Raw genomic sequence first — 22,875 nt, 5'->3', positions numbered from 1 at the left:
AGATCGAAACATTTGGTAGCGATGGGATATGAGGCCCTGTAGGAGTGAGCTTGCTCGCGATGGCGGTTTACCGGCTACTGCACTTCAATCTGACAGATCGCAATCGCGAGCAAGCTCACTCCTACAGAGATAAGAGGCGGTGAGCCTTCGGAGAAGGTCCATTCACGCCACTGCCGGCAAGCCGGACTGCTACAGGGGCAGCACAACCCTTCAATTAATCGGCAAGGTGTAGTTCTTGAACTGCGTGTCTTCCTTGAAACCGATCGACTCGTACACCTTTTGCGCCACTTCGTTGTTCGCGCTGGTGGACACGCGCATGCGCACAGCTTGGGTTTCCCGGGCCATTTTCTTGGCTTTTTGCATCAGGTGATCGGCGACCAACTGACGGCGGGCGTCTTCGGCGACGTAGATGTCATTCAAGATCCAGACGCGTTTGAGGGACAGGGAGGAATAACTCGGGTACAGCTGACAGAAGCCCAGCAGCTTGCTGTCGTCATCATCTGGCAGCGCGAGGTAAATCACCGACTCGTCGCGGCTCAGGCGTTTTTGCAGAAAGTCGCGGGAGGAATCGGGGAAGGGGTGTTCGCCGTAAAACTCGCGGTATTTGACGAACAACGGGGTCAACAGGTCCAGGTGCTCCAGGGTGGCTTGGATGATCCGCATGGTTGGGCCTCAGCTTCATTTGCAATTCATGAAAGGGGGAGGACGCGCCTGGCACGGGGACAGACGATTTGGACTGTGCCTAAGCGGTTTAGAAAGCGCAATCCAAAAGCGGGAGTGGGCGGGGCCCATAGATCCCTGTGGGAGCGAATTCATTCGCGAAAAATTGTTTGGCCGATGGAGGTTTATCGACTGTACCGCCCTTTCGCGAATGAATTCGCTCCCACAGGAGAGTGACGCGGCGGGATAAAAAACGGCCTCAGAAGAGGCCGTCATTTGAAGCGCTATCGCCGAATCAGAAGAAGCCCAGCGGGTTGATGTCGTAGCTCACCAGCAGGTTTTTGGTCTGTTGGTAGTGCTCAAGCGCGACTTTGTGGGTCTCGCGGCCGACGCCGGATTTTTTGTAACCACCGAACGCCGCGTGCGCCGGGTACAGGTGGTAGCAGTTGGTCCACACGCGACCGGCCTTGATGGCGCGGCCGACGCGGTAGGCGCGGTTGATGTCGCGGGTCCACACGCCAGCGCCCAGGCCAAACTCAGTGTCGTTGGCGATGGCAATGGCTTCTTCTTCATCCTTGAAGGTGGTCACGCTGACCACTGGGCCAAAGATTTCTTCCTGGAACACGCGCATGGCGTTGTTGCCTTTGAGCAGCGTCGGCTGGATGTAGTAGCCGGTCGCAAGCGAGCCTTCCAGCTTCTCGACCTTACCGCCGGTCAACAACTCGGCACCTTCGCCCTGAGCGATTTCGAGGTAAGAAAGGATCTTGTCGAACTGCTGCTGCGACGCCTGTGCACCGACCATGGTCTCGGTGTCCAGCGGGTCGCCACGTTTGATCTTCAGGACCTTCTTCATCACCACTTCCATGAACTGCGGGTAGATCGACTCCTGAACCAGGCAGCGGGAAGGGCAGGTGCAGACTTCGCCCTGGTTGAAGAACGCCAGCACCACGCCTTCAGCGGCTTTGTCGATGAATTCCGGTTCGGCCTTCATCACGTCTTCGAAATAGATGTTTGGCGATTTGCCGCCCAGCTCCACGGTGGACGGGATGATGCTGTCTGCCGCCAGTTTCATGATGTGCGAACCCACTGGCGTCGAGCCAGTGAAGGCAATTTTGGCAATGCGTTTGCTGCTGGCCAGGGCTTCACCGGCTTCGCGGCCATAGCCTTGCACCACGTTGAGCACGCCTTTTGGCAGCAGGTCGCCGATCAGCTCCATCAGCACCGCGATGCCCAGCGGGGTTTGCTCGGCAGGCTTGAGCACGATGCAGTTACCGGCGGCCAGGGCTGGCGCGAGTTTCCAGGCGGCCATCAGCAGCGGGAAGTTCCACGGGATGATCTGACCGACCACGCCCAGCGGTTCATGAATATGGTAGGCCACGGTGTTGCCGTCGATTTCAGCAGCGGTGCCTTCTTGCGCACGCAGAACGCCCGCGAAATAACGGAAGTGGTCGACCGCCAGCGGGATGTCGGCGTTGAGGGTTTCGCGCACGGCCTTGCCGTTGTCCCAGGTTTCGGTCACGGCCAGCAGTTCGAGGTTCTGCTCGATGCGGTCGGCGATTTTCAGCAGGGTCAGCGAGCGTTCCTGAACGGACGTCTTGCCCCACGCATCGGCCGCGGCGTGGGCGGCATCCAGGGCTTTGTCGATGTCTTCGGCAGTGGAGCGAGGAAAGGTTGCGATCAGCTTGCCGGTGATGGGCGAGGTGTTTTCAAAGTACTGGCCTTTGACCGGCGGCACGAATTCGCCACCGATGTAATTGCCGTATTGGGACTTGAAGGTAACGATCGAGCCTTCAGTACCGGGATGGGCATAACGCATGGTGAATATCTCCTTGCTCTTGTGATTGTGTGGGGATAACGCGCTGCTTGCGCTTATGGAAAGCGTAGAGCAAAGCGCGGGCCATTGCCGTCTGGTGCCCGGTTTATAAGGGTTTGGTCGGAAAATCAGTGGCTTGGTGGCGCTTCCTGTTTCGATTGCGGCACAGCATGCGTGACACTTTGTATCGAATGTGGGACAGCCGAGGGGTTTGCGCCTTTGGAAGCATTGCAATGGCTTCGGGCGAGGAGGATGCTGGTTCGCAACTCCCCAAGCGCTCACCTTGGAAGAAGAATAAAAATGCACAGCAATCATTTCGCTCGCCACGCCCAGCAAGTTCTGACAGTCGCCCAAGGCAAATCCCACCATCGTTACGGCCCTGGCGCCGACCCCTCCATCGCCCGCTCTTGGGTACGTTGCCTTGAGGACTATCACCTCGATCCTGCTCAGGCGATGGCGCCGACGGTGCTTGAGCACGCCCGTGTGCTGGAAAGTCGCGAGCGTTTGCAGCAGGTGCTGACCATCGCGGGCGGCGAGATGAACAGCCTGCATCAGCAACTCTCGGGCGGTAATGCCGTGCTGCTGACTGATGCGCGGGGCGTGATCCTCAATTGCGTGACCGAGCCGGGCGAGCGCAAGATTTTCGAGCGTGCAGGCCTTTGGCTCGGGGCGGACTGGAGCGAAGCGCGAGAAGGCACCAACGGCATCGGCACCTGTCTGGTGGAGCGGCAGTCGGTGACCATTCATCGCGACGAGCATTTCCGCGGTCGTCACACCGGCCTGACCTGCTCCGCCAGCCCGGTGTTCGATCCCCATGGCGAATTGCTCGCTGTTCTCGACGTTTCGTCAGCGCGGCACGACGTCTCGCGACAAAGCCAATTTCACACCATGGCGCTGGTGAACCTGTCCGCGAAGATGATTGAAGGCAATTATTTCCTGCGCCATTTCGATGGTCAGTGGCTGCTGCGTTTTCATTTGCAGGCCGGATCGGTCGGGCTGTTCAGTGAAGGTCTGCTGGCGTTCGATGGCGAGGGACGGGTCAGCGCGTTGAATCAGAGTGCCTTGAACCTGTTGAGTCTGGCCCGTACCGATCTGATCGGTCAGCCGGTGGAGGCGCTGTTCGATTGTTCTCTCGACGAACTGATGAGCCGTGCGGCACCCGATGCGGCGGCCAGTTGGCCGTTGCGTACGCGGGATGGGCGCGGATTCTTCGCCGTGTTGCGTGGGCAATCTCGGCCTGAGCTGAAAGTGCTGTCGGCGCCTGTTGTGGACAAAGCCGTCGCGCAACCTGCATTGAGCGGAATTTGTCTGGGAGACGAAGGGCTGCGAACTCACTTTCGTCGGGCATTGAAGGTCTTCGAACGGGACGTGCCGCTGTTGATCAATGGCGAAACCGGCTCCGGCAAAGAGGCGTTTGCGAAGACGGTGCATCAGGCGAGTCAGCGTTCGGACAAACCTTTCGTGGCATTGAACTGCGCAGCGATCCCGGAAAGCCTGATCGAAAGCGAGCTGTTCGGGTATCGCGGCGGCACCTTCACCGGGGCACGCAAGGAAGGCATGCGCGGCAAGCTGCAGCAGGCGGATGGCGGCACGCTGTTTCTCGATGAAATTGGCGATATGCCCGTGGCGCTGCAAACGCGCCTGCTGAGGGTGCTGGAAGATCGGCTGGTGGTGCCAATTGGCGGCGAGCCGCAGCCTGTCGATGTAAGAATCATCAGCGCCACCCACCGGAATCTGCTGGGGCGCGTGGAAGACGGCAGCTTTCGAGAAGACCTTTATTACCGCCTGAACGGCCTGGAAATCACCTTGCCGTCTTTGCGTGAACGGAGTGACAAAGCACAGTTGCTCGATTTCTTGCTGGAAGAAGAGGCGGGCGGTCATCCGGTTCAGATAGAGGCCGAGGCGAGGGAGGCTCTGCTGGGCTTCAGCTGGCCAGGCAACGTGCGGCAAATGCGCAATGTGTTGAGGACGTTGGCGGCGTTGTGCGAAGACGATGTCATTGGCTTTGAAGATCTGCCTGCGGTCATTCGGCAAGCCGTTGTACAAACGAAGGCTGAAACTGACGACACCCCCGAATCTCCGCTGGACTGCGCCGAGCGTTCAGCCCTCATCGCCACCCTCGAAGCCCAACGCTGGCACATGACCCACGCGGCGCAGGAGCTGGGCGTGAGCCGCAATACCCTATATAGAAAGCTGCGCAAGCATGGGATCTCACGTTAGCGAGGCGTACAACAAACCACTGTGGGAGCGAATTCATTCGCGAGACGTCGGCACAAACGACGGGGGTTCATCGGCGGCCATATCGCATCGCAAATGAATTCGGCCCGGATATGTGTTCGGCGATCCTCTCGCGATTCAATTGCCCCGTGCGCGCTGCCCACCTTCTACGCTAACCTGCGCCCATGTTTTAAGAGGTTGGTCATGCACATTCATATTCTGGGTATTTGCGGCACGTTCATGGGGTCGCTGGCGGTGCTCGCCAAGGATCTGGGCCATAAAGTCACGGGCTCCGACGCCAACGTCTATCCGCCGATGAGCACACAGCTCGAAGCGCAGGGCATCGAGTTGATGCAGGGTTACGACCCTTCCCACCTCGATCCCGCGCCGGATCTGGTGGTGGTCGGCAACGCCATGTCGCGGGGCAACCCGGCTGTGGAATACGTTCTGAACAAGGGTCTGCCGTACGTTTCCGGCCCGCAATGGCTGGCTGATCACGTGCTGCGCGGTCGCTGGGTGTTGGCGGTTGCCGGCACCCACGGCAAGACCACCACCAGCAGCATGCTCGCCTGGGTGCTGGAACACGCGGGTATGGCGCCAGGCTTTTTGATTGGTGGCGTCCCGCAGAATTTTTCGGTGTCCGCTCGTCTGGGTGACACGCCGTTTTTCGTGGTCGAAGCCGACGAATACGACAGCGCCTTCTTCGACAAACGCTCAAAGTTTGTCCACTACGGCCCGCGCACCGCGATCCTCAATAATCTTGAGTTCGATCACGCTGACATCTTCCCGGATTTGCCGGCCATCGAGCGTCAATTTCACCACTTGGTGCGCACGATCCCGAGCGAAGGCTTGGTTATTCATCCGACCACTGAGCCAGCCCTCGAACGTGTGATCAAGATGGGCTGCTGGACGCCGGTGCAAACCACCGGGCAGGGCGGTCAATGGCAGGCGAAGCTGCTCAGCGAAGACGGCTCAAAATTCGAAGTGCTATTCGAAGGTGTCGCGCAAGGCGTGGTCGATTGGGGCATGACCGGTCAGCACAACGTGGCGAATGCCTTGGCGACCTTGGCCGCTGCGCGCCACGTCGGCGTCGTGCCGCAGCAAGGCGTCGAGGCGTTGAGCGCGTTCAAGAGCGTGAAGCGCCGCATGGAGAAAGTCGCCGAAGTGCGCGGCATCACCATTTATGACGACTTCGCTCACCACCCGACCGCCATCGCCACCACGCTGGACGGCCTGCGCAAGAAAGTCGGCGACGCGCCGATCATCGCCATCGTCGAGCCGCGCTCCAACTCCATGAAGCTTGGCGCGCATCGCGAAGGCTTGCCAGAAAGCGTCGATCAGGCTAATCAGGTGGTCTGGTACGCCCCCGCCAACCTCGGCTGGGACTTGGCGGCGACTGCTGCGCTGTGCACAACCCCGTCGGTCGTCTGCGACACGCTGGAAGCGATCATCGAGCGCGTGAAGAGCCAGGCTCAGCCCGGCACTCACGTGGTGATCATGAGCAACGGCGGCTTCGGCGGGCTGCACGGCAAACTGGCCGAGGCGCTGAAATGAGCGGCCCGGAACGCATCACGCTGGCCATGACGGGCGCGTCCGGCGCGCAATATGGTCTGCGTTTGCTGGACTGTCTGGTGCGCGAAGACCGCGAAGTGCACTTCCTGATTTCCAAGGCCGCGCAGTTGGTGATGGCGACTGAAACCGACGTCACGCTGCCGCCCAAGCCGCAAATGATGCAGGCGTTCCTGACCGAATACACCGGCGCGGCCGACGGTCAGATTCGCGTGTATGGCAAGGAAGACTGGATGTCGCCGGTGGCGTCTGGCTCGGGTTCGCCTGCTGCGATGGTCGTGGTGCCGTGTTCGACCGGCACGTTGTCGGCCATCGCCACCGGCGCCTGCAACAACCTGATCGAACGCGCGGCCGACGTGACGCTGAAGGAACGTCGCCAACTGATTCTAGTGCCTCGCGAGGCGCCGTTTTCCAGCATTCACCTGGAGAACATGCTCAAGCTGTCGAACATGGGCGCGGTGATTCTTCCTGCGTCGCCTGGCTTCTATCACCAGCCGCAGACAATCGATGATCTGGTGGATTTCGTAGTGGCGCGGATTCTCAATCTGCTGAACATTCCTCAAGACATGCTGCCGCGTTGGGGCGAGCATCACTTTGGCGCCGATGAATAAGAAACTGTTTGTCCTCACCCTCGGGTTGGTCATGGCCACCGGTTGCTCGACCGTTCGCACGCTGGACGCCAATCAACCGGGTGCGCCGGTGGTGTATTCCGGCACTCGGCTGGACCTGTACGCGATTAAAGGCGGGTGCTGCGAAAAGGACCGGTTCGGCGCCGAAGCCCCGGAATACCCGATGCTGGACCTGCCCGGCAGTGCGTTGCTGGACACCGTGCTGTTGCCGTTGTCCGTGCTGACGGCGCTGGGCGTGGGGTATGGGGCGACAGGGGGGCTGTAGATGTCGCGACACTGTAGGAGCGTGGCTTGTCCCGCGATCGGGTGCGAAGCAGTCGTAAACCCTACGAACTCGTTGTGTCAGACACACCTCGTTTGCTGGATACGCGACTGCTTTGCAGCCGATCGCGGGACAAGCCACGCTCCTACGGGGTAAGTGGCCTGATTACTTCCCTAGCCTTCGCAATTCATCCGACTCCACAATCCGCACGCCATCCTGTTCTTCCAGCGCCAGACGCCACAGCGCGCGAGCCAGATTGCACGCTTCGATGCCGCCGTATTTGCCCGGAATCAACTTGGCGATGGGCGCCGCCAGTTGTTCCACCAGACGCTGATCCTCACGTTCGCCAATTAACAGCGAAGGGCGGGCGATGGTCAGTTGCGGCCAGTCCTGGTCCTTGAGCGCTTCCTCCATTTCGCCCTTTACGCGGCTGTAGAAAATGCTCGATTCAGGGTCGGCATTTACCGCGCTGATCACCAGCAAATGGCGTGCGCCGAGTTCGCGGGCGCGTTTGCCGAAAGCGACGACCATGTCCATGTCTACCGCGCGGAACGCGTCTTGCGAACCGGCTTGCTTGATCGTGCTGCCCAGGCAGCAGAAGGCGATATCGACCCGGCCGCCCAATTGGGCCAGCAGCGAGGTGAAATCACCGACAGGGTTTTCTAAGTGGGGATGCTCAGCCAGCGGTCTGCGGCTGGGGGCCAATACACGGCTGACAGTGGGTTCGGCGAGCAGACGGTCGAGCAAGTGTTCCCCCGTCAAACCCGTCGCTCCGGCAAGCAGGATGTGTTGCGGCGTCAAGTACATGGTCGTTCTCCCTTGATACGCCACAAGCATAGGCGCTCTAACGGAACAGACTGCGCAGCGACCGGGCTGGTTTCACAAAAGCCGTGAAATATTCATCCAGACTGCCTGACCGTTAACGTTTGACAGTGTTCAACGCCCGCTCTGCCTGGCTTTTGCGCAGCTTCTGCCAGTGGGCGATGACGCCTTTTGGCGCCCAGATCTGCGGTTCGGAGGCTTCGAAGTTTTCTTCGATTTCCCGCTGCGCGACGATGGCTTTGGCGCTGTCGAAGGCATGTTGCAAATCGTCGGTTTCCACCAATGCCTTGCCGAACAACGCTTCGCCGAAGTACGTGAAATCGGCCTCTTCCGAGCAGCCAAACGACACGCGATCTTCCCGTGAGGCTGTGATGACCATGGTTTTGTCGTCTTTGATCGCGGGGATGAAGCCGCCGGAATAGCAGGCCGACACGACAACCACCTTGTCGCGATTCTTCAACGGGGCCAGGAGCCCTGCCATTTCGTTCGCAGGCAAGTCCGACAGCTCCAGTCGCGGCTGATCCAGCACCAGTTCGTGCTCGTGGGTGCCGTGGCTGGTGAGGTAAATGAAGATCAAGTCTTCAGGGCCGCTGCGCTGCGCGAGGGTTTGCACGGCGCGGGAGATGTTCTCGCGGGTGGCCATTGGACGGTCGGCCATGTGGTCGCGGTGGTTGACCAGCTCGATCTGCCCAAATGCGCCGAAGCGGGAGGCCAGCAGTTTGTTGACGTAATCGGCTTCGCGCATGAACACGCTCTGCTTCCCGTCACCGCCCACCACCAGGCTGTACAGCTCGACGGCAGGTGTCGAGGCCGGAACCGCCGCCAGGGTTTTGTCCAAAAGCGGGCCTTGGGCCAGCAATCCCGTTTCCAGAGGATCGGGCAGCAGCTTGCCCATGGCATCGCGCACGCGCTGGCCGTTGGACCAGATGCCGCTTTGTACACTGCCGTCCGCCGAGGTCAGCACGCCTGAGCCTTGGTAGTTGTCGTTGTCGAATCGGCCCACGTAGACGCTGCCGTCAGGGAGCTGCAAACGGCCTTCGCCCGCGAAACGCCAATTTTGAAACTGCCCCTGATAGTTGGTGCCGTCAGCGCCGATCAACTCGCCCTTGCCCGAAAAGGCGCCATCCTTGAACTGCCCGGACCACACGTCACCATCGGCGTTTTCGTAGCGGCCGCGTCCGTTCAATTGGTTGTCGTGGAAGCCACCGACGTACTGGTCGCCATCGGCGCTGGTGAAGTTGCCGACGCCCTGCAACTGACCGTTGACGAACTTGCCGCTGAACTGATTCCCGGCGGCATCGCTACGCTGGCCTTCGCCGTTGGGTTTACCGTGGGCGAATTCGCCTTGATATTCGCTGCCGTCTTCCAGCACGAGATGACCCGGCCCGTCGTACAGGTCGGCCTTGAACTGACCGCGATAGCTCATGCCGTGCTCTTTGAGCGTGCCTTCGCCGTCACGGCGCCCCAGTTTGTAGCCGCCAACGTAGCTGCCCGCGCTGGTGGTCAACTGACCCGGACCTTGAAACAGACCATCCTGAAAGCCGCCTTTATAGACGTCGCCGTTGCTGGCGTGCCACTCGCCCTGGCCGTTCCACTGACCGTTCCTGAACTCCCCGGCGTACCAACTGCCGTTCGGGTAGTCGATGCGGCCCTTGCCTTGCAATACGCCATTGATCACCTCGCCGCGATAGCGACCGCCATCGGGCAGGCGTGCGTCAGGCGGCAATATCGATTCGCCGTCACCGCATGCGGTAATCAGAAGGGTCAGTGCCAGGGGGGCAAGCGCGCGCATGGTAAATCCCGAAAAAGAGGTATTTCGGCGTGATCGGACCGCGAACTTGTGTCCAGTCGCTCACACAGCCGCGCCGAGTATGCCGCAGCCGGGAAGCGTCATGAAACAGTCAGTTACGACTGTTTCATGTTTTATGAGGTTTATACGAAGCAGAGCGACAGCGGTTCAGCGATGAAGGCGGGCTTGTCCTGACCTTCGATTTCCAGCGTTGCGGTGGCTTTGAGCAGCCATTGGCCGGGCTTCTTCTCGGTGACTTCAGCGAGGCTAACTTTTAGACGAACGCGCGAGTCGACTTTCACTGGCTGAATGAACCGAACGCTGTCCAGCCCATAGTTCACCGCCATTTTCATGCCTTCGGGCATCACCAGCAGCGACTCCATCAGTTTCGGCATCAGCGAGAGTGAGAGGAAACCGTGGGCGATGGTCGACCCAAACGGCGTCTGCGCGGCCTTGACCGGATCGACATGAATGAACTGAAAGTCGCCAGTGGCTTCGGCGAACAGGTTGATGCGCGCCTGGTCGATCAGCAGCCAGTCGGAACTTCCCAGTTCCTTGCCTTCATAGTCTTTCAGTTCTGCAACAGGTACATAGGGCATCGATACTCTCCTTGTGGATCGGTGGTGTTTTTCAATCTGACGCGGCGACCGGCGCTTTTATTGCTTCACTCTCTAAGCGTCGCAGCTGATTTTGTAGGAGTGAGCTTGCTCGCGATGGCCGTCCGGTTGTGAAGCATCCGTCGAAAGATGTTCCGTTATCGCGAGCAAGCTCACTCCTACAGGGATGCTGTGCTCCGGGCTAAAGATCAGCACGCCGCCCGAGGTTGGTCAAGAATCCTGCACCCCGCGAATACCGTCTCATAGGCCGGTGTGCGGCGTGCTTATAATGTTGCCGCGAATTGGCTGGAGTTTTTTATGTTGTTGAGAGGCCTGACATGGCTGGTGCTGTTCCAGTTGGTGGGAACCGCGTTGAATCATTTGTTTCTGTCGATACTGCCGGGTCCGATCATCGGTCTGGTGCTGTTGATGACTTACCTGATGATCCGGGGTGAGGTCAGCGAACCCATCAGTCTCGCCGCCAGTAGTCTGCTGCGCTATTTGCCTTTGTTGCTGGTGCCGCCCGCCGTGGGCGTCATGGTCTACGCCAGTCAGATCGCTGACGATTTCTGGGCCATTGTAGGGTCACTGGTGTTGTCGTTAATGATCTCGCTCACGTTTGCGGGCTGGCTGATGCAGAAACTCATTGACCGCCAGTCCGCGCGCCGGGAGCCATCATGAGTCTGGATTGGCAAGGCGCCTGGCTGTCAGTGATTCACCACCCGCTGTTCGGCATCGCGATCACCCTGGGGGCCTATCAGCTGGTGCTGGCGGGTTATGAGAAAACCCGCTGGGTCTTTTTGCAGCCGGTGCTGGTGTCGATGATCGTTGTCATCGGCGTGCTGGTCGGTTGCGGCCTGGAATACGTTGAATACCGTAAAAGCACTGAAATCCTCAGCATCCTGCTCGGCCCCGCCACGGTGGCGCTGGCGGTGCCGTTGTACTTGAATCTGCGGCGGATTCGGCAGTTGTTCTGGCCGGTCTTGACTACGCTGGTGATTGGCGGCGTGGTGGCGACCGGTTTGTGCCTGATGATCGGGTGGGGGCTGGGCGCCAATCACATGATCCTGATGACCATGGCGCCGAAGTCGGTCACCTCGCCGATCGCCATGCTGGTGGCCGAGCAGATCGGCGGCGTGGCGGCGCTGGCAGCGGTTTTCGTGTTGATCACCGGCGTCATTGGAGGCATATTCGGCCCGGGCCTGCTGACCCTCGCGGGCGTGCACAGCCCTGAAGCGAGGGGCATGGCGTTGGGGCTGACGGCGCATGCGGTTGGCACCTCGGCCGCATTGCAGGAAGGCGAAGAGTGCGGGGCCTTTGCGGCGCTCGCCATGAGTTTGATGGGTGTCGCCACGGCGCTGTTCCTGCCGCTGGCGGTGTCTCTGGTTGCTTGAAGATGGGTGCTTGAGGATAGATCTATGTCGTTGCCGCTGTTTCCGCTGAACGCCGTGCTCTTTCCGGGGTGTGTACTCGATTTGCAGATTTTCGAGGCGCGCTACCTGGACATGATCAGCCGCTGCATGAAGCAGGGTGAAGGCTTCGGCGTGGTGTGCATCACCGAGGGCAGTGAAGTCGGTGACGTGCCTGAAGGATTCTCGCAGGTCGGTTGCGAAGCACTGGTGACTGACTTTCAACAGCAGGACAACGGCTTGCTGGGCATTCGCGTAGTGGGCGGTCGACGTTTCCGCGTTGTCAGCGCCGAGGCCCAGCGCGACAACCTGTTGTTGGCGGACGTCGAGTGGCTGGAAGAGCCCCAGGACAAGCCGTTGCAGGAAGAAGATGACGATCTGGTCGCGTTGCTGGCCGCTCTGGCCGAACATCCGATGGTGGCGGCATTGAACATGGGGCTCACGGCCAGTGGGCAGCAATCATTGTCGAACCAGTTGGCGTACCTGCTGCCGTTCGCGGAAGAAGACAAGATCGAACTGCTGGAAATAGACGACGCCGAAGAGCGGCTCGACGCGATTCAGGACCTGCTCGATGAGATGCAGGGGGATATGCAAGCCTGACTTGCATGCACTCCCCTGTGGGAGTGAGCTTGCTCGCGATGACGGCAGGTCATTCAATACATCTGTGCCTGCCACACCTGATCGCGAGCAAGCTCACTCCTACATGTTCAGCGGTGCGTCAGTATTCGTACCTGACCAACCCATGGGTCAGCGAATGCGCCGCAAACCCACCTAACACCAGGACTATCGCTGGCAATATCAACCACCACACCCGCAACGGCAGCGCAGGCAACGACTGTTTGTTCTGCACGAACGCCAGGCTCGTCGCGCAGGTGAAAAACGCCAGCAGCATCCCCGCCAGCACATCCGTAGGCCAGTGCACGCCCAGATAAACCCGCGACACGCAAATCGACGCCGCCGGGATCACCCCCAGCGCCAGCCACGTCAATCGCAATCGCGCCGGTTGCCCGCGACCCGCCAGCACTGCCAGCGTCATGAACAGCGCAAACGAAGCCGAGGCATGTCCGCTGGGCATGCTGTACGTCACCAGTGGCTCGGCCAGGACCTCGGGGCGGGCACGAGCGAAGGTGTTTTTCATGGTCTGGTTGAGGATGGCCGCACCCAGCGTCGTCGAGCAGGCGAAGATCGCATGACGCCACTGGCGGGTGGCCACCAGAATGAGCAGCAGCACGGCAGCTGCACAAAACTGGGTTCTGAAATCCCCCAAGCCAGTCACCAGCACCACGAAGTTTTCCGCGGCGGCGCTGCGATGCTCCTGCACCAATGTCATGACGCCTTGGTCGAGGTGCGCCAGATACGGCCAGCCGAGAAACACCGCGATCAGCAGGATCAAGCTGAGCACGGCGATCAGCCGGATGGCGTAGGGCTTGCCTTGCACGCTGGCATGAATGGCGACGCCCAGGGACACCGCCAGCGCGGCAGCGATAACGCCGGCCTCGGGCCAGAAGCCTTCCGGCAGCGGCAAGCGAAAGGCTGCCCCGGTCGCCCAGCCGGGCAGGATGTACGCCACCGACCAGCCCGCCGCCGCGATGACGCTGACGGCCGCGAAGCGCACGAACGGCATGTCGCACATCCCGGCCACCATCGGCAGCATGGGGCGCAATGGACCAATGAAGCGACCGACCAGAAGGCTTGCGATGCCGTAGCGCTGAAAGTAGGTCTCCGCCCCCGCGATCCATTCGGGGTGGTGCCTCAATCCAGGAAGCCGTCGAATGTTCTGGTGGAAACGTCGCCCCAGAAAGTAAGAAATGAAGTCACCCAGCAAACCGCCGAGGAACCCCAGCAGCAGCGCTTCGCTCAGGGGCAGGATGCCACCGCCCGCCAACGCGGCGATCGCGAACAGCGCGACGGTGCCGGGCACGATGATTCCGGCAATGGCCATGCATTCGAGAAACGACACGAGAAAGACCGCTGCGCCCAGCCAGGAGGGGTTGGCGCTCAGCCATGAGGTAATGCCGTCGAGCCATGAGCCCATGGGTCAGTTTCCTTGCTCGATGATCAAGTAGTCGCGGCCTTCGACTTGGCCACGTCGTAACGGGTTCCGCGTGCAGAAACGCGCGTACGCGGCATCCACGAAGCGGTACATCAGGTGTTCGTCTCGACCGGAGGGAATCCCGAGGCGAGTGGCATGGATGATGCGCTCAGGCGGCTGGCCCACGTCTTCCACGAAAATCTGCTCGTGATCGAAGCGCTTGCCGTCCCACATCGGTACTTTCAGACCCAGTGCCTTGCACAGCAGCGTCTGCCCCGCGCACAGCCGCTCAGGTGCTCGCAGATTGCCGCTGGCGTCGGGATTGTTCAGCTGCATCTGCGCGAGGCTGTTTTCATCGGAGAAGGCGTCGACCCACGGATAGGCCGATTTGATCAGCACGGCGTTGCCTGGCCCCCCGGCGCTGAAGTTCAGCGAATCGCCACCCCTGGCGTAATACATATAGATGTGGCCGCCATCCAGAAACAAAGCCTTACGTTTTTCTGTGTAGCCCAAGGACGCATGGCTGCCTTTTTCCTCCAGGTAATAGGCCTCTGTCTCTATGATGCGTGCCGACAGCCATAATTCGCCGACCTTGTGCCGAACAACCTTGCCCAGCAAATCGCGGGCGAGGGTCTGGGCATCGCGGTTGAAGAAACTGTCGGGCAAGGCGCGGTGGGCGTGATCGGGCATGGGCGGGCAACGTGAAGGTGTGGCTGGCGATGATAGCAACCCCGGCCTTAATTGCAGCTGAATGGCTGCACGCCGTTCTCGCACATTGATCGTTCCCACAGAAGCTCCGGAAACCGAGTGCATTCCTTCGACAAAACCGGCCTATTTCGACCATCCGCCTGTCGCCGCTGTCGTTCGTCACGCCCGACAGCTATAATCGGCCGCTTTCTTCTCTGCCAAGACCTCTGAGACCATGACTGAGTCCGTTCTTGACTACATGACCCGTCTGGGTCGCGCCGCCCGCGAAGCTTCGCGCGTGATCGGCCGCGCCAGCACCGCGCAGAAAAACCGCGCCCTGGCCGCCACCGCCGCCGCGCTGGATGCTGCACGCGACGAACTGACCGCTGCCAATGAGCAGGATCTGGCGGCTGGTCGCGCCAACGGTCTGGAACCCGCACTGCTTGAACGTCTCGCCCTGACCCCGGCTCGCATCGACAGCATGATCGCCGGTTTGCGTCAGGTCGCCAGTCTGCCGGACCCGATCGGCACTATTCGTGACATGAACTTTCAGCCTTCGGGCATTCAGGTCGGCAAGATGCGCGTTCCACTGGGCGTGGTCGGCATCATCTATGAGTCGCGTCCGAACGTGACCATCGACGCCGCCAGCCTGTGCCTCAAGTCCGGCAACGCCACCATCCTGCGCGGCGGCTCCGAAGCCATTCACTCCAACCGTGCCATTGCCGCCTGCATCCAGCGCGGTCTCGATGAAGCCGGTCTGCCTGCCGCCGTCGTGCAAGTCGTCGAGACCACCGACCGCGCTGCCGTGGGCGCCTTGATCACCATGCCGGAATACGTGGACGTCATCGTTCCCCGTGGCGGCAAGGGTTTGATCGAGCGCGTCAGTCGCGATGCCAAAGTACCGGTCATCAAACACCTGGATGGCATCTGCCACGTCTACGTCAGTGCCCACGCAGACCTCGCGGCCGCCCAGCGCATTGCATTCAACGCCAAGACCTATCGCTACGGCATCTGCGGTGCGATGGAAACGCTGCTGGTCGATCAGGCCATCGCCGCTGATTTCCTGCCGCAAATGGCTGCCCAGTTCCGCGAGAAAGGCGTCGAACTGCGCGGTTGCGAGCGCACCCGTGAGCTGATTGAAGCCATCCCCGCAACCGAAGAAGACTGGCACACCGAATACCTGGCCCCGATCCTCTCGATCCGCATCGTGACCGGGCTGGATCAGGCCATCGAACACATCAACCACTACGGCTCGCACCACAGCGACGCAATCATCTCCGACTCTCAGGCTCAGACCCGTCGTTTCATGGCCGAAGTCGATTCCAGTTCGGTGATGATCAACGCGCCGACCAGTTTTGCGGACGGCTTCGAATACGGCCTTGGTGCTGAAATCGGGATTTCCACCGACAAGATTCACGCGCGTGGCCCGGTCGGTCTTGAAGGCCTGACGTGCGAGAAGTACATCGTGGTGGGCGACGGTCGTCAGCTGCGCGGGCAGGGGCCTGCCTGACTTGGCCGACGTTCGGCAGCACGCAGGCAATGATGCGAACGCTGTGGCCGAGCCTGCCGGAGAAGGGGTTTCTGTCCCACGCACGCCGAGACGTATCGGGATGCTGGGCGGGACGTTCGATCCTGTGCACATCGGTCATTTGCGCGGCGCACTGGAAGTGGCCGCGTTGCTTGAACTCGATGAGTTACGCCTGACGCCCAGCGCCAGGCCGCCTCATCGCGACACGCCCAGTGTGTCGGCGCAGGACCGTCTCGCGATGGTCCAGAGTGCTGTCCAGGGCGTTTCGCCATTGACGGTGGATGACCGCGAACTGTTGCGGGACAAGCCGTCGTACACCATCGACACGCTGGAATCGATGCGCGCTGAACTGGCCGTCGATGATCAGCTGTTTTTGTTGCTGGGATGGGATGCCTTTTGCGGGCTGCCCACCTGGCATCGTTGGGAAGAGTTGCTGGAGCACTGCCATATCGTGGTGCTGCAACGCCCGGACGCCGACAGCGAGTCGCCGGACGCCATGCGTAACCTGCTGGCGGCGCGCGCAGTCAGTGACCCGAAAGCCCTGAAAGGGCCTGGCGGACACATTACATTCGTCTGGCAGACACCGCTTTCGGTGTCTGCCACCCAGATCCGCCACCTGCTGGCCAGCGGGAAGTCGGTACGTTTTCTGGTGCCAGACGCAGTACTGGCCTACATCGAGGCACACGGGCTGTACCGTGCGCCCAATTGAAACTGAATGAGTTTTTTATGACACAGCAAAAAATCACCCTTTCCGGCGAAACGCTGGTTGAACTGGCCAAGGCTGCGCTCGAAGACGTCAAGGCCCTGGACATCCTGGTCATCGACGTTAAGGACAAGCACAGCCTGACCGACTACATGGTGATCGCCACCGGTACGTCGAACCGTCAGATCAATGCGATGCTCGACAAGGTTCGCGAGAACGTCAAAGCCAAGGGCGCGCAGCCTCTGGGCGAAGAAGGCAAAGGCGAGAGTGACTGGGTGCTGCTCGACCTGGGCGACGTGATCGTACACATGATGACTGCCGCCGCTCGTCAGTTCTACGACCTGGAACGTCTATGGCAGGGTGCCGAGCAGAGCCGTGCCGCCAGCGCTGCACACCACAGCCCGGAGACGCCGCACGAGCACTTCGACAAGCTCAGCAAAGACCAGAATTAAGGGTTCGTTGTGCGCCTGCGTCTGATTGCTGTCGGTTCACGCATGCCCAAGTGGGTGGAAGAGGGTTGGCACGAATATGCCAAGCGTCTGCCATCCGAGCTGGCCCTTGAACTGGTAGAGATTCCGCTCAACACCCGAGGCAAGAACGCCGACGTGGCACGCCTGATCCGACAGGAAGGCGAGGCCATGCTGGCGAAGGTGCAACCGGGCGAGCGGATCGTCACGCTTGAGGTTCACGGCAAGCCGTGGAGCACCGAGCAGCTGGCAACGGAGCTTGATCGCTGGCGACTGGATTCGCGCACGGTCAACCTTATGGTGGGCGGTCCGGAAGGACTGGCGCCAGAGGTGTGCGCCCGCGCCGAGCAGCGTTGGTCGTTGTCGCCGTTGACGTTGCCGCACCCGTTGGTGCGCATCCTCATCGGTGAGCAGATTTATCGTGCCTGGACGGTATTGTCCGGTCACCCTTATCACAAGTAGCGCTGCTGCCTTCACTGTGAACACGCCCTAAATGTCTCAGCCGATTCGCCTGAAAGACCACGAAAAGGACGCACGCCTTGTGCGCAACCGGGTCGTGGTCGGTGCCGTGATCGTGATCGTGCTGATCTGCGTGCTGGTGGCGCGTCTGTATTTTCTGCAGGTCATTCAGTACGAGTACCACTCGACGCTGTCGGAAAACAACCGGGTGCATGTGCAGCCGATCCCGCCAAGCCGCGGGCTGATTTTCGACCGCAACGGCGTGGTCATCGCCGACAACCGGCCCAGCTTCAACCTGAGCATGACCCGCGAACGCTCTGGTGGTGAATGGGCCAAGGTGCTCGACACCATCGTTGAGGTGCTGGAGCTGACGCCGGATGACCGGATCATCTTCGAGAAACGCATGAAGCAGGGGCGTCGGCCGTTCGAGCCGGTGCCGATTCTGTTTGAGTTGACTGAAGAGCAGATCGCCCGCATCGCCGTGAATCAGTTCCGCCTGCCAGGCGTCGAGGTGGTGGCGCAATTGATGCGCCACTACCCACAGGGCGCGCACTTCGCGCATTCGGTCGGCTACATGGGCCGGATCAACGAGAAAGAGCTGAAAAGCCTCGATTCGGTGAATTACAGCGGCACCCACCACATGGGTAAGACCGGCATCGAACGTTTCTACGAGCCGGAGCTGCACGGTCAGGTCGGTTACGAGGAAGTCGAAACCAACGCCCGTGGCCGCGTGCTGCGCGTGCTGAAACGTACCGACCCGGTGCCAGGCAAAGACATCGTCCTGAGCCTCGACATTCAACTGCAGGAAGCCGCCGAAGCCGCATTGGCCGGACGTCGCGGTGCGGTCGTGGCGCTGGACCCGAACACTGGTGAAGTGCTGGCAATGGTCAGTCAGCCGAGTTTCGACCCGAATCTGTTCGTCACAGGCATCAGTTTCAAGGCCTATTCCGAACTGCGGGACTCGGTGGACCGTCCGCTGTTCAACCGTATCTTGCGCGGCCTGTACCCACCGGGTTCGACCATCAAGCCCGCCGTGGCGATTGCTGGCCTGGACTCCGGCGTCGTCACCGCCAGCACCCGGGTGTTCGACCCCGGCTACTACATGCTGCCGAACTACGATCACAAATACCGTAACTGGAACCGCACCGGTGACGGCTGGGTCGATCTGGACACCGCGATCATGCGGTCCAACGACACCTATTTTTATGACCTCGCCCACAAGGTCGGTATCGATCGGCTGTCTACTTACCTGAACAAGTTCGGCATCGGGCAAAAGGTCTCGCTGGACATGTTCGAGGAATCGCCGGGCCTGATGCCGTCCCGCGACTGGAAACGCATCACCCGTCGCCAGGCCTGGTTCCCGGGCGAGACGCTGATTCTCGGGATCGGTCAGGGCTACATGCAGGCCACCCCACTGCAACTGGCGCAGGCGACCGCACTGGTGGCGAACAAGGGCAAGTGGAACCGTCCACATTTGGCCAGGACCATTGAAGGCCAGAAGCCAGTGGATGAAAACCCGATGCCTGACATCGTGCTGCGCGACCCGTCCGACTGGGCGAAGGTCAATCACGGCATGCAACAGGTCATGCACGGTGCGCGCGGCACCGCACGCAAAGCTGCGATTGGTGCGCAATACCGCATTGCGGGCAAGAGCGGTACGGCCCAGGTCGTGGCCATTCGTCAGGGCGAAAAATACGACCGCTCGAAAGTGCAGGAGCGTCACCGCGACCACGCCTTGTTCGTGGGCTTTGCGCCTGCCGACAACCCGAAAATCGTTGTGGCGGTCATGATTGAAAACGGTGAATCCGGCTCCGGCGCCGCGGCTCCCGTGGTGCGACAGGTCATGGATGCCTGGCTGCTGGACCCGCAAGGTCGTCTGAAACCTGAATACGCCGCCAACACACAGCCTCCGGAGACCGCGGCCCGTGAAGAGTAATTTCGACCGCATCCTCTCCAGCGAAGACGTGATGCGCCGACGCGCCACGTTCTTGCAGAAAATCCATGTCGATGGCCCGCTGCTGATCCTGTTGCTCACGCTGGCGGCTGGCAGCCTGTTCGTCCTGTATTCCGCCAGCGGCAAGAGCTGGGACCTGTTGATCAAACAGACCACGTCGTTTGGTATCGGGCTGGTGTCGATGTTTGTCATTGCCCAACTAGAGCCGCGTTTCATGGCGCGCTGGGTGCCGATTGCCTACGTCCTCGGCGTGCTGTTGCTGGTGGCGGTGGACGTGATGGGCCACAACGCGATGGGCGCGACCCGCTGGATCAACATTCCGGGGGTGATTCGCTTCCAGCCGTCGGAATTCATGAAGATCATCATGCCGGCGACCATCGCCTGGTACCTCTCCAAGCGCACGCTGCCGCCGCACTTGAAGCACGTCGCCGTGAGCCTTGCGCTGATCGGCCTGCCGTTCATTCTGATCGTGCGCCAACCGGACCTCGGCACGTCGCTGCTGATTCTGGCGTCCGGGACGTTCGTGTTGTTCATGGCGGGCCTGCGCTGGCGCTGGATCATCGGCGTGATCGCGGCCGCCGTGCCAGTGGCCGTGGCGATGTGGTTCTTCTTCATGCACGACTACCAGAAGCAGCGAATCCTCACGTTCCTCGACCCGGAAAGCGACCCGCTGGGCACCGGCTGGAACATTATTCAGTCCAAAGCCGCCATCGGTTCGGGCGGCGTGTTCGGTAAAGGCTGGCTGCTCGGCACCCAGTCGCACCTGGACTTCCTGCCTGAAAGCCACACCGACTTCATCATCGCGGTACTGGGTGAAGAGTTCGGCCTGGTGGGGATCTGCGCGCTGCTGCTGATCTATCTGTTGCTGATCGGTCGCGGGCTGGTGATCACTGCGCAAGCGCAGACGCTCTACGGCAAGTTGCTCGCGGGCAGCTTGACCATGACGTTTTTTGTTTACGTTTTCGTCAACATCGGTATGGTCAGCGGTCTGCTGCCGGTCGTGGGGGTGCCGTTGCCCTTCATTAGTTACGGCGGAACTTCGCTGGTGACGCTGCTGTCAGCGTTTGGGGTTTTGATGTCGATCCATACCCACCGCAAGTGGATCGCTCAGGTTTGATTAAGGTGAACAACTCAATGCAAGTAGTGCGTGGCTGGGCTGCTCGATATGCGCCGCTGGTCGGTCTGATGGGCATCCTCGGGTCCGTGCAGGAATCGCTTGCCGGTGATTATGAAGGCTCGCCTCAGGTCGCCCAGTTCGTCAGCGACATGACCCGGGATTACGGGTTCGCGGGCGAGCAGTTGATCGAGGTGTTTCGCAACGTCGAACGTAAACAGTCGATTCTCGACGCGATCTCTCGGCCCGCCGAACGGGTGAAGCCGTGGAAGGATTACCGCCCGATGTTCCTCACCGAGGCGCGCATCGCACGGGGTGTGGATTTCTGGCGGCAGCATGAGGCGACCCTTGCACGCGCCGAGCAGGAATACGGCGTGCCAGCGCAGGTGATCGTGGCGATCATCGGTGTTGAAACGTTTTTTGGACGCAATACCGGAAATTATCGGGTGATCGATGCATTATCGACCCTGAGTTTCGATTACCCTCCGCGTGCTGACTTCTTTCGCAAAGAGCTGCGCGAGTACCTGTTGCTGTCGCGTGAGGAGCAGGTTGACCCGCTGACGCTCAAGGGCTCGTATGCCGGGGCAATGGGGTTGCCGCAGTTCATGCCAAGCAGTTTCCGGGCCTATGCGGTGGACTTCGACGGCGACGGCCATATAAACATCTGGAACGATCCGGATGATGCAATCGGCAGCGTCGCGAGTTACTTCAAGCGTCACGGCTGGGTCGCGGGTGAGCCGGTGGTCAGTCTGGCGACCGTGCGTGGTGACCGTGCCGATGAGGGGCTGAGCCCCGGAATCGAGCCGGTAAAGACCGTCGGGGAGTTGCGAGCCTTGGGGTGGGCGAGTCATGATGCGCTGCGCGATGATATGCCGGTCACGGCGTTTCGCCTCGAAGGCGACAAAGGCCCTGAATACTGGATGGGTTTGAAGAATTTTTACGCAATCACGCGTTACAACCGCAGCGTGATGTACGCCATGGCCGTGCATCAGCTGTCTGAACTGCTTGTTCAAGCTCGGGGCGTCAAGTAATGCGGTCATTGCCGATCAAACAACCATTGAAGCTGATGGCCTTCACGGCGCTGACATTGCTCGTCGTCAGTTGCTCCACCAGTCGACCGACGCAGCAAGGCAACATCATCCGCTCGCAGCCGGGACTGGACATCAACCGGGCACACAAAGATGGCGCTCCGTGGTGGGACGTCGACGTTTCGCGCATCCCCGATGCCGTGCCGACCCTGCACACTGGCCCTTATAAAGCCAACCCATACACCGTGCTCGGCAAAACGTATTTCCCGCTGACCGATTCCGCGAGCTACAGCCAGACCGGCACCGCGTCGTGGTATGGCACCAAGTTCCATGGCCAGAACACCGCCAACGGCGAAGTGTATGACCTGTACGGCATGAGCGCGGCGCACAAGACCTTGCCGCTGCCGAGCTACGTTCGCGTGACCAACCTGGACAACAATCGCACGGTGATCCTGCGGGTCAACGACCGTGGGCCGTTCTATTCAGACCGGATCATCGACCTGTCCTACGCCGCCGCCAAGAAACTCGGGTATGCCGAAATCGGCACGGCGCGCGTGAAAGTCGAAGGCATCGACCCCGCTCAATATTGGGCCCAGCGTGGCAAGCCTGCGCCGTTAATGCTGGATCAGCCGCAAGTTGCGATCAGCGGTCCGACCGCGAGGCCACAACCTGCTGCGCCGGTGATCACGGCATCGGCGGGTACCATCGAGCAATGGACGCCACCCCCGCAGCAGCACGCCGCACCCGTATCGCCTGTACCGATCGACGCAAAAAAAAACGCTTCCGGACAAGTGTCTGGGCTGTTTCTCCAAGTGGGAGCCTTCGCCAACCCGGACGCTGCGGAACTCCTGAGGTCGAAACTGAGCGGGATGGTTCGGGCCCCGGTTTTCGTGAGCTCGATAGCGCGCAATCAACAGACGCTCTATCGCGTGCGGATGGGACCGGTCGACACGCCGGGTGAAGCCCAGCAACTGCAGAACAGCGTCAGGTCGGCGAACCTGGGGTCGCCGAGTGTCGTGACGTCCGATCAGTAAAAAAAGATCGATGATTCGAACCTTGGCAATGAGGCCGGATCAGAACTTGCCCGACGGACGACTGGGCGTCGGAGAGAGCGTTGTCAGCAGCATTTCACGGGGG

At 60.6% G+C, this 22,875-nt stretch carries 22 protein-coding genes; 15 read left to right on the top strand and 7 right to left on the bottom strand.

Going from position 1 to position 22,875, the window contains the following annotated elements:
• Positions 1-210: 210 nt before the first annotated feature.
• Positions 211-663, bottom strand: a complete 453-nt coding sequence (locus ACWKWE_RS28435; protein WP_166597460.1) for a GNAT family N-acetyltransferase — start codon at positions 661-663, stop codon at positions 211-213.
• Between the two features lie 292 nt (positions 664-955).
• Entirely contained in the window at positions 956-2,476 is a 1,521-nt protein-coding gene (gene exaC / locus ACWKWE_RS28430; protein ID WP_166597461.1) for an acetaldehyde dehydrogenase ExaC, read from the bottom strand.
• Positions 2,477-2,773: 297 nt separating this feature from the next.
• Between exaC and ACWKWE_RS28425 the strand changes: the two genes are divergently transcribed.
• The 4 genes from ACWKWE_RS28425 (at position 2,774) to ACWKWE_RS28410 (ending at position 7,153) form a co-directional block, all read left to right on the top strand.
• Positions 2,774-4,693, top strand: a complete 1,920-nt coding sequence (locus tag ACWKWE_RS28425; RefSeq protein ID WP_483852422.1) for a sigma-54-dependent Fis family transcriptional regulator — start codon at positions 2,774-2,776, stop codon at positions 4,691-4,693.
• A gap of 201 nt (positions 4,694-4,894) precedes the next feature.
• Positions 4,895-6,244 (top strand): UDP-N-acetylmuramate:L-alanyl-gamma-D-glutamyl-meso-diaminopimelate ligase, encoded by a 1,350-nt coding sequence (gene mpl / locus ACWKWE_RS28420; protein WP_483852421.1) that lies wholly within the window; start codon positions 4,895-4,897, stop codon positions 6,242-6,244.
• Entirely contained in the window at positions 6,241-6,870 is a 630-nt protein-coding gene (ubiX, locus tag ACWKWE_RS28415) for a flavin prenyltransferase UbiX (RefSeq protein WP_166597464.1), read from the top strand. Before mpl ends, ubiX begins: the two co-directional genes overlap by 4 nt.
• Positions 6,863-7,153 carry a YceK/YidQ family lipoprotein gene (locus tag ACWKWE_RS28410; protein WP_166597465.1) on the top strand — a complete coding sequence of 97 codons (291 nt, stop codon included), beginning with the start codon at positions 6,863-6,865 and terminating at the stop codon, positions 7,151-7,153. The genes ubiX and ACWKWE_RS28410 overlap by 8 nt, the downstream gene beginning before the upstream one ends.
• A 162-nt stretch (positions 7,154-7,315) precedes the next feature.
• Here ACWKWE_RS28410 and ACWKWE_RS28405 read toward each other — a convergent pair whose 3' ends face one another.
• The 3 genes from ACWKWE_RS28405 to ACWKWE_RS28395 form a co-directional block, all read right to left on the bottom strand.
• Positions 7,316-7,957, bottom strand: coding sequence for an oxidoreductase (locus tag ACWKWE_RS28405; protein ID WP_166597466.1), 642 nt, complete (start codon positions 7,955-7,957; stop codon positions 7,316-7,318).
• A gap of 112 nt (positions 7,958-8,069) precedes the next feature.
• Positions 8,070-9,764 (bottom strand): C13 family peptidase, encoded by a 1,695-nt coding sequence (locus ACWKWE_RS28400; protein ID WP_483852420.1) that lies wholly within the window; start codon positions 9,762-9,764, stop codon positions 8,070-8,072.
• 140 nt (positions 9,765-9,904) lie between these two features.
• Positions 9,905-10,360 carry a MaoC family dehydratase gene (locus ACWKWE_RS28395; protein WP_166597468.1) on the bottom strand — a complete coding sequence of 152 codons (456 nt, stop codon included), beginning with the start codon at positions 10,358-10,360 and terminating at the stop codon, positions 9,905-9,907.
• Positions 10,361-10,675: 315 nt separating this feature from the next.
• On the opposite strand from ACWKWE_RS28395, the gene ACWKWE_RS28390 reads away from it, so the two are divergent.
• From ACWKWE_RS28390 to ACWKWE_RS28380, 3 genes are read left to right on the top strand one after another with little or no spacing between them, the layout of a single operon-like run.
• Positions 10,676-11,038: a CidA/LrgA family protein gene (locus ACWKWE_RS28390; RefSeq protein WP_166597469.1), complete on the top strand. Its 363-nt coding sequence runs from the start codon at positions 10,676-10,678 to the stop codon at positions 11,036-11,038.
• Positions 11,035-11,751: an LrgB family protein gene (locus tag ACWKWE_RS28385; protein ID WP_483852419.1), complete on the top strand. Its 717-nt coding sequence runs from the start codon at positions 11,035-11,037 to the stop codon at positions 11,749-11,751. Before ACWKWE_RS28390 ends, ACWKWE_RS28385 begins: the two co-directional genes overlap by 4 nt.
• Before the next feature lie 24 nt (positions 11,752-11,775).
• Complete coding sequence (locus tag ACWKWE_RS28380; protein ID WP_341961733.1) at positions 11,776-12,366, top strand: LON peptidase substrate-binding domain-containing protein; 591 nt, start codon at positions 11,776-11,778, stop codon at positions 12,364-12,366.
• Positions 12,367-12,484: 118 nt separating this feature from the next.
• On the opposite strand, the gene ACWKWE_RS28375 is transcribed toward ACWKWE_RS28380, so the two are convergent.
• Both ACWKWE_RS28375 and ACWKWE_RS28370 read right to left on the bottom strand, forming a co-directional pair.
• Entirely contained in the window at positions 12,485-13,801 is a 1,317-nt protein-coding gene (locus ACWKWE_RS28375; protein ID WP_483852418.1) for a bifunctional DedA family/phosphatase PAP2 family protein, read from the bottom strand.
• 3 nt (positions 13,802-13,804) lie between these two features.
• Positions 13,805-14,488 carry a DNA-3-methyladenine glycosylase gene (locus tag ACWKWE_RS28370; protein ID WP_483852417.1) on the bottom strand — a complete coding sequence of 228 codons (684 nt, stop codon included), beginning with the start codon at positions 14,486-14,488 and terminating at the stop codon, positions 13,805-13,807.
• A 232-nt stretch (positions 14,489-14,720) separates the two neighbouring features.
• Between ACWKWE_RS28370 and ACWKWE_RS28365 the strand changes: the two genes are divergently transcribed.
• The 8 genes from ACWKWE_RS28365 to ACWKWE_RS28330 are packed head-to-tail and all read left to right on the top strand — an operon-like array spanning position 14,721 to position 22,772.
• A complete protein-coding gene (locus ACWKWE_RS28365) occupies positions 14,721-15,995 on the top strand; it encodes a glutamate-5-semialdehyde dehydrogenase (RefSeq protein WP_166597474.1) in 1,275 nt (424 codons plus the stop codon).
• A 43-nt stretch (positions 15,996-16,038) separates the two neighbouring features.
• Positions 16,039-16,722 carry a nicotinate-nucleotide adenylyltransferase gene (gene nadD, locus ACWKWE_RS28360; protein ID WP_371928602.1) on the top strand — a complete coding sequence of 228 codons (684 nt, stop codon included), beginning with the start codon at positions 16,039-16,041 and terminating at the stop codon, positions 16,720-16,722.
• A 17-nt stretch (positions 16,723-16,739) separates the two neighbouring features.
• A complete protein-coding gene (rsfS, locus tag ACWKWE_RS28355) occupies positions 16,740-17,168 on the top strand; it encodes a ribosome silencing factor (protein ID WP_166597475.1) in 429 nt (142 codons plus the stop codon).
• Between the two features lie 9 nt (positions 17,169-17,177).
• The gene (gene rlmH, locus ACWKWE_RS28350; RefSeq protein WP_166597476.1) at positions 17,178-17,645 is read left to right on the top strand and encodes a 23S rRNA (pseudouridine(1915)-N(3))-methyltransferase RlmH; all 468 of its coding nucleotides are present in this window, start codon (positions 17,178-17,180) and stop codon (positions 17,643-17,645) included.
• A 31-nt stretch (positions 17,646-17,676) separates the two neighbouring features.
• Positions 17,677-19,578 (top strand): penicillin-binding protein 2, encoded by a 1,902-nt coding sequence (gene mrdA / locus ACWKWE_RS28345; protein WP_166597477.1) that lies wholly within the window; start codon positions 17,677-17,679, stop codon positions 19,576-19,578.
• Positions 19,579-19,609: 31 nt separating this feature from the next.
• On the top strand, positions 19,610-20,713 hold the full coding sequence (rodA, locus tag ACWKWE_RS28340; protein ID WP_166597533.1) for a rod shape-determining protein RodA: 1,104 nt from the start codon (positions 19,610-19,612) through the stop codon (positions 20,711-20,713).
• A gap of 17 nt (positions 20,714-20,730) precedes the next feature.
• Positions 20,731-21,741, top strand: coding sequence for a lytic murein transglycosylase B (gene mltB / locus ACWKWE_RS28335; RefSeq protein WP_341961742.1), 1,011 nt, complete (start codon positions 20,731-20,733; stop codon positions 21,739-21,741).
• Positions 21,741-22,772, top strand: coding sequence for a septal ring lytic transglycosylase RlpA family protein (locus ACWKWE_RS28330; protein WP_166597479.1), 1,032 nt, complete (start codon positions 21,741-21,743; stop codon positions 22,770-22,772). Before mltB ends, ACWKWE_RS28330 begins: the two co-directional genes overlap by 1 nt.
• Positions 22,773-22,875: the final 103 nt, after the last annotated feature.

Source organism: Pseudomonas salicis (assembly GCF_057128705.1).
The sequence above is the reverse complement of the archived record's forward strand: the minus strand, read 5'-3'. Positions and strand labels throughout refer to the sequence as shown.